The organism is Nocardia carnea, from assembly GCF_029869215.1.
GTDB lineage: Bacteria > Actinomycetota > Actinomycetes > Mycobacteriales > Mycobacteriaceae > Nocardia > Nocardia carnea_B.
In genome coordinates this window covers 1-6387 of record NZ_JARWPM010000011.1, presented here as the reverse complement: position 1 = coordinate 6387, position 6387 = coordinate 1, and the positions used below count along the sequence as shown (strand labels likewise).

The window sequence follows — 6387 nt, the reverse complement described above, 5'->3', positions numbered from 1 at the left end:
CCCCCGCCCCCGGGGGCGGCCCCGGGGGTGTTGCGGGCGCCCCCCCCCCCGGGGCACAAAGGGGGCAAAAACCCGCGGCGCCGCAGGCGCCGCAAAAAGATACAGCGACTTGCCGTGGGCTGCGGGGTGCGCAGTAAATGTATTCGACCAGGGAATACTCGGTGGTTTCGAGCGGACCGGGCGACCGGCGCCCGGCCGGATGCCGGCGGAGGTTTTCCATGGCGTTGACAAATCCGGCGCGTTCGCCGGGGATCGATCGTGAGCAGGTGGCGGTGAATCCCGTGTTCACCCGGGAGCCGGTCGAGGTGCCGCGGTTCCGGCTCCCGGACAGCGAGATCGACAGTGATACCGCCTACCAGATCGTGCACGACGAGTTGCTGCTCGACGGGAACGCCCGGCTCAATCTGGCCACCTTCGTCACGACGTGGATGGAACCGGCGGCGCAGGCGCTGATGAGCGAATGTTTCGACAAGAACATGATCGACAAGGACGAGTATCCGCGGACCGCGGAGCTCGAGCAGCGGTGTGTGCGGATCCTCGCCGATCTCTGGCATGCCGCGGATCCCGATCATGCCGTCGGTTGTTCGACCACCGGTTCGAGCGAGGCGTGCATGCTGGCCGGGCTGGCGTTGAAACGCCGCTGGCAGCAGCGGCGGCGGGCGGCCGGGCAGTCCACCGGGCGGCCCAATTTGGTGATGGGCAGCAATGTGCAGGTGTGCTGGGAGAAGTTCGCCGAATACTGGGATGTCGAGGCCCGGTTGGTGCCGATGTCGGGGGAGCGGTTCCATCTGACCGCCGGCGAGGCGGCGGCGCACTGCGATGAGAACACCATCGGCGTGGTGGCCGTGCTGGGTTCCACGTTCGACGGCAGTTACGAACCGGTCGCCGAGATCTGTGCCGCGCTGGACCGGCTCCGCGAGGAACGCGGCTGGAATATCCCGGTGCATGTGGACGGCGCGTCCGGTGCCATGGTCGCGCCGTTCTGTGATCCGGATCTGGAATGGGATTTCCGCCTGCCGCGGGTGGCCTCGATCAATACCTCCGGGCACAAGTACGGGCTCGTGTATCCGGGTGTGGGCTGGGTGCTGTGGCGGGATACCGCGGCGCTGCCCGAGGAACTGGTGTTCCGGGTGAACTACCTGGGCGGCCAGATGCCGACCTTCGCGCTGAATTTCTCCCGGCCCGGCGCCCAGGTGGTGGCGCAGTACTACACGTTCCTGCGGCTCGGGCGTCGCGGGTACGAACGTGTGCAGGGCTACAGCCGGGAGGTCGCGGTGGCGCTCGCCCGCCGGATCGCCGAGCTGGGCGCGTTCCGGCTGCTCACCGACGGCAGCCAGCTGCCGGTGTTCGCTTTCACGCTGGCACCGGAGGAGACCGGGTATTCGGTGTTCGATGTTTCGGCCGCCTTGCGGGAACAGGGCTGGCTGGTTCCCGCGTACACGTTCCCGGCCGATCGGGAGGATCTGGCGGTGCTGCGGATCGTGGTCCGCAACGGGTTCAGTCACGATTTGGCGGATCTGCTGGTCGGCGCCTTCGAACGGGCGCTGCCCCGGTTGCGCGCCCAGCGGGCGCCGCAGCGGGGTAAGGAATCGGCGTCCTTCTCACACGGCGCCGATGTCGATATCCAGGGTCCGGGGGCCGCCGGTGCTCCCGAAACAGGCCATGGGGACTGAGCTGTTCCCCGGGACGGCGATGACGCGCCACCGCGATGGGTGCGGAGCCGATCGCCGACTGCTCCGCACCCATCGAGGTGACGCCTTCGTCTCGGTGGCAAGTGCCGGCCGGCCGGGTGTCGTCCGCCGGTCGGCTTCCGGACGTCAGAAGGCGCTGCCGGTGCCCGGCAGGAAGTGCCAGGGCAGGGGCAGGCCGTGGCCGTGGTCCCAGCCGTGGTCCCAGCCCCGGTTCCAGCCGGGATGTCCGTGGCGGTGCCGGTAGCCGCGGTCCCAGCCGGTGCCGCGGTCGTGCCGGCCGTTCCAGCTGTGGTCGTGCCGGCCGTTCCAGCCGTGGTTGTGCCGGCCGTTCCAGCCGTGGTTGTGCCGGCCGGGGCGGCTGATATCGGTGACCTCGTCGCTGGGTGCGACGGCGACCGGATCGGCCAGGGCGGGGGCCGCGGTGACGGCCAGCGGTGCCAAAGCGATCACGGCGGTGGCGGCGAGCCGGGCGGCGAATCGGTGAGTGCGTGAGTTACGGCGCATGGTTTCCTCTATCGGTCTACCCGCCGGTGACGGGTCGTCTGCGGTAATCGCGCTGTGGGAAGCGCGTTTTCGATGAGCAAAACCATACCGCTATTTAACGGTACATTCAATAGGTGCTCGTTGACTCCGGGTTGGAGCGGTAGATGACACCGTGTCCGCGTCGCCTCGGCCGCGCCGTCACCGCTGGGAATCGGGTTCCTCCCGACGGGACGTGTGCGCGGGCGGGCGACTGTGCGTGAAAGCTGCTGCCGGTCAGTCTTTTCCGGCTTTCGTCGCAGGTTCCGTCGCTCGGTCGACGGCAGGCGCCGGCGGATCGAGCCGGAGTACGCACCGGGTGCGGCTGTAGATGGTCGGCATACACTCGTTGCAATGCACACAGGCCGACTCGGTCGCCGCATCGGATTGGATGCGCCGCAACAGATCCGGTTCCCGTAGTAGCGCCCGGCCCATGGCGACGAATTCGAAACCCTCGGCCCGGGCCAGCCGCATCGACTCCAGATCGGTGATCCCGCCCAGCAGAACCAGCGGCATCGACAGTTCGCGCCGGAACTGGCGGGCCCGCTCCAGCAGATACGCCTTCTCGTACGGGTATTCGCGCAGGAAGGCCTTCCCGATCAACCGGAAACCCCACCGCGCGGGACCGGGCAGTGTTTTCGCGAACTCCCGCCGCGGTGCCGCGCCGTGGAACAGCAGCATCGGATTGAGCAGCGAACTGCCCGCGGTCAATTCGAGCGCGTCGAGCGCATCATCGGCCTCCAGCCAGGACGCCACCTGTAGTGATTCCGGTAGCGAGAAACCGCCCCGGACCCCGTCTTCCATATTCAGTTTCGCGGTGACCGCGATCCGGTCGCCCACCGCTTCGCGTACCGCCCGGGCGATCTCGCGCGGGAACCGGGCCCGGTTCTCCAGCGAACCGCCGTAGGCGTCCTTACGCCGATTGAGCAGCGGGCTCAGGAACGAGCTCGCCAGATAGTTGTGCCCGAAATGGATTTCCACCGCGTCGAACCCGGATTCGACCGCCAGTTTCGCGGCCTCCGCGTGCGCGGTGACGAGGCCGGCGATCTCGGCGATATCGGGCACCTTCATCGGCGCCATCCCGAGCGGGCTGAAGAACCGGCTCGGTGCCAGCGCCGGGACCCGGTTGGACGCGGCATTGGCGACCGGACCGGCGTGCCCGAGCTGAGCGCTGGCCGCGGCGCCCTCGGCGTGCACGGCGTCGGTGAGCCGGCGCAGGCCCGGGACGGCTTCGGGTCGCATATAGATCTGATGCCGGTCGGTCCGCCCGCCCGGCGCGACCGCGCAGTAGGCCACCGTCGTCATCCCGACCCCGCCGGCTGCCACCTCGCGATGGAATTCGATGAGATCATCGGTGACCAGCGCCTCGGGGGTGCGCCCTTCGAAGGTCGCGGCTTTGATCACCCGGTTGCGCAGGATGAGCGGGCCGAGGGTGGCCGGGGCGAATACGTCGTTCATTTCGATCTCCTTCGCGGCTCGTCGATGGGATCCGCGGAGGCTGTCGCGGGGATATCGCATCATCGAGGGTCTTCGGTGGGCGCGGTCAACCCGGCAACGACGAAATCGCGCAGGGTGGCCACGGTGTGCGGGGGAATGGGGCGGTCGTCGGCGGCGGCCGCGCCGAAACGCATGATGATCAGGTCGAAGGCCAGCATCCAACGGCGCCGGCTCTCGCGTTCGGCCACCTGCGGTAGCAGCCCGGACCACGAGTCGATCCGGAACCATTGCTGCTGCCAGTGCACAACCTGCCGGCCGAGGACGCACTGGGCGAGCAGGCGCAGATGCAGCCGGCCCAGCGGGTCGGCCGCGAGATCGGTGAAGGGCGCGAGCACCGCGTCCACGATCTCGGCGACGGGGCGGCGATCGCTGGTGACCGCGGTGAGCCGGTCGGCCCAGAGGGCGCCGAGGCGGGCTTCCAGCAACGCCGCGACCAGGGCTTCTTTGGACCCGAAGTGATAGTGGACGGCCGCCGGGTTGGCGCCGGCCTCGGCGCAGATGCGGCGGACCGAGACGTCGTCGTAGCGCTCGGTGAGCAGCAGCCGTTCGGCGGCGGTGAGCAGGCGTTCCCGGGTGGCGGCCGCGATTTTCGGGGGCATGCGAGCCAGTGAACCACCCCTGCGCGCCGTTTTCAATCAGTGATTGAAATATTGATTGAGAATGACCCGGTCGAGCCGGGTCGTTATCCGATCGCAAACCCTTCCGCGCGTCGCATCCGCGCGATCCCGGGCATTCGGGGTCCACTGGGTTCCATGCGTCGCGAGGGTTGTTCCGCGGGGCCCGGCCGATTCGACGAGGAGGAGAACACGATGACCATCGAGATCCGCACGGTCACAGTCCTGGGGACCGGAGTGCTCGGTTCGCAGATCGCCTTCCAGACCGCCTATCACGGCTACCCGGTGCAGGCCTACGACATCAGCGAGGCCGCCCTGGACGCGGCCTCCGACCGGCTGGCCACGCTCGCCGCCACCTACCGCGACGAGGTCATGGGCGCGACCGCCGAGCAGACCGAACAGGCCCGCGCGCGGATCGCGCTCACCACCGATCTCGCGGCCGCGGTGGCCGAGGCCGATCTGGTGATCGAGGCCGCGCCCGAGGTCCTGGAGATCAAACGGCAGACCTACACCAAGCTTGCCGAGGTGGCGCCGGACAACACGATCTTCGCCACCAACTCCTCGACCCTGCTACCCAGCGATATGCGGGATTTCACCGGCCGGCCCGGAAAGTTCCTGGCCCTGCACTTCGCCAACCAGGTGTGGAAGTTCAACACCGCCGAGATCATGGGTACCACCGAGACCGAACCCCAGGTCTTCCGGGCACTGGTCGATTTCGCCTCCTCGATCGGTATGGTGCCGATCGAGGTGCACCGCGAGAAATCGGGATATGTCCTCAACTCGCTGCTGGTGCCCTTCCTCAACTCCGCGATCGAACTCGCCGCGGGCGGCTACGCCGAACCGGAAGCCGTCGACAAGACCTGGCGGATCGCCACCGGCGCGCCGACGGGGCCGTTCCAGATCCTCGACGTCGTCGGGCTGAACACGCCCTACAACATCCTGATGGCCGAGGAAGACACCCGGGACCTGGCCGCGTGGCTGAAGGAGAACTACATCGACAAGGGCAAACTCGGGGTCGGGACCGGCGAAGGGTTCTACAAGTACTCCTGACCGGGTGCGGTGAGCCCGCCGGCGAACGGCATGGAACGCCACTGCTCGACAGCGGGCTTCAGGTAATCGACCAGCACGGGCAGTTGCGGCGCGAGCGCGAGGGTTGTGACCGCCCGCAGCATCCCGACGGCGTTCACGAAACTCAGCACGTCCTTGTTCAGCGGTCGTAAACCGTGGCGGAGCGCGCCGCGGTCGTAGGCCGCTTCCAGGTCGGGTCCGAGACCGGCCAGATCCCATTCGACAGGACCGAGGGTGATCAGCTCGAAATCGGAATACCGGTCGCCGTCCACCCCGTAGAAGATGTTGGCGGGCGGGGAATCGCCGTGGACCGGCTGGATTTCGATTCCGGGGAATACCTGTTCGAAGAGTTCGCGGGAGCGGACGTACGGCTCCAGGATCTGCCATTCGCGCACGGCCCGGTCCAGATCCGCGGGGTCGAGCAGATCAGGCCGGTCCGCGAGTTGCCCGAGGCTGTCGGCAACGACGCGCGGCTCGGCCGCGGACAGGAACGACAGCCGGCCCGGATAGTCACGCAGGGCGGCATGGAGCCCCGCAACCAGTTCAGAGTTCGCCGCGTAATCGGGTTCCCGGTTCCGGTCTTCCTCCGCGAGTTCCCAAAACGTCATCGAAAAGCCGTCTCGCCGAACAGGTTCGGCCGGTACGAGCGGGCTGGGTCGCAGTACCGGGACACCCCTCTCCGCGAGCCAGGTGGTGACATCCAGTTCGGCCCGTTGCCGCCGCATCAGGGCCTCGGGATCCGAGTTCGGCAGGACGACGGGGATCCGGGCCACCACCGGCGCGGGCGCGAGATGGACGACAACGGAGAACAGGTCGTACAGCACCGTGGCGTCGGAGACTGCCAGGCCGAGGTCACGCCCCGGGCCCCCCCCCCGGGGCGGGCGCCCGGGGGGGGGGGGGGGGGGGGGGGGGGGGGGGGGGGAAAGGGGGAGCCCCCCCCCGTGAGTGACGGGGGGGGGGAGGCCCCCCGCCCCCGGGGGGGGGGGGGGGGGCGGCGG

At 68.7% G+C, this 6387-nt stretch carries 6 protein-coding genes; 2 read left to right on the top strand and 4 right to left on the bottom strand.

The annotated features are described in order from the left end of the window. The first annotated feature begins 218 nt into the window (after positions 1 to 218). A complete protein-coding gene (locus tag QH276_RS00195; protein ID WP_280397449.1) occupies positions 219 to 1673 on the top strand; it encodes a glutamate decarboxylase in 1455 nt (484 codons plus the stop codon). A gap of 144 nt (positions 1674 to 1817) precedes the next feature. On the opposite strand, the gene QH276_RS00190 is transcribed toward QH276_RS00195, so the two are convergent. The 3 genes from QH276_RS00190 to QH276_RS00180 form a co-directional block, all read right to left on the bottom strand. After that, positions 1818 to 2195, bottom strand: a complete 378-nt coding sequence (locus tag QH276_RS00190; protein ID WP_280397448.1) for a hypothetical protein — start codon at positions 2193 to 2195, stop codon at positions 1818 to 1820. Between the two features lie 252 nt (positions 2196 to 2447). After that, positions 2448 to 3668, bottom strand: coding sequence for an NADH:flavin oxidoreductase (locus tag QH276_RS00185; RefSeq protein ID WP_280397447.1), 1221 nt, complete (start codon positions 3666 to 3668; stop codon positions 2448 to 2450). 59 nt (positions 3669 to 3727) lie between these two features. After that, entirely contained in the window at positions 3728 to 4306 is a 579-nt protein-coding gene (locus QH276_RS00180; protein ID WP_280397446.1) for a TetR/AcrR family transcriptional regulator, read from the bottom strand. A 210-nt stretch (positions 4307 to 4516) separates the two neighbouring features. Between QH276_RS00180 and QH276_RS00175 the strand changes: the two genes are divergently transcribed. Continuing rightward, the gene (locus QH276_RS00175; RefSeq protein WP_280397445.1) at positions 4517 to 5371 is read left to right on the top strand and encodes a 3-hydroxyacyl-CoA dehydrogenase; all 855 of its coding nucleotides are present in this window, start codon (positions 4517 to 4519) and stop codon (positions 5369 to 5371) included. Here the strand turns inward: QH276_RS00175 and QH276_RS00170 are convergent. Beyond that, positions 5356 to 6213 carry a phosphotransferase gene (locus tag QH276_RS00170; RefSeq protein WP_280406534.1) on the bottom strand — a complete coding sequence of 286 codons (858 nt, stop codon included), beginning with the start codon at positions 6211 to 6213 and terminating at the stop codon, positions 5356 to 5358. The two genes, QH276_RS00175 and QH276_RS00170, sit on opposite strands and share 16 nt — an antisense overlap. Between the last annotated feature and the right edge of the window lie 174 nt (positions 6214 to 6387).

Coding starts and splice junctions, on each gene's coding strand:
- QH276_RS00175 (WP_280397445.1), top strand. CDS start 4,517: ATGACCATCGAGATCCGCACGGTCACAGTCCTGGGGACCGGAGTGCTC.
- QH276_RS00180 (WP_280397446.1), bottom strand. CDS start 4,306: ATGCCCCCGAAAATCGCGGCCGCCACCCGGGAACGCCTGCTCACCGCC.
- QH276_RS00185 (WP_280397447.1), bottom strand. CDS start 3,668: ATGAACGACGTATTCGCCCCGGCCACCCTCGGCCCGCTCATCCTGCGC.
- QH276_RS00195 (WP_280397449.1), top strand. CDS start 219: ATGGCGTTGACAAATCCGGCGCGTTCGCCGGGGATCGATCGTGAGCAG.
- QH276_RS00190 (WP_280397448.1), bottom strand. CDS start 2,195: ATGCGCCGTAACTCACGCACTCACCGATTCGCCGCCCGGCTCGCCGCC.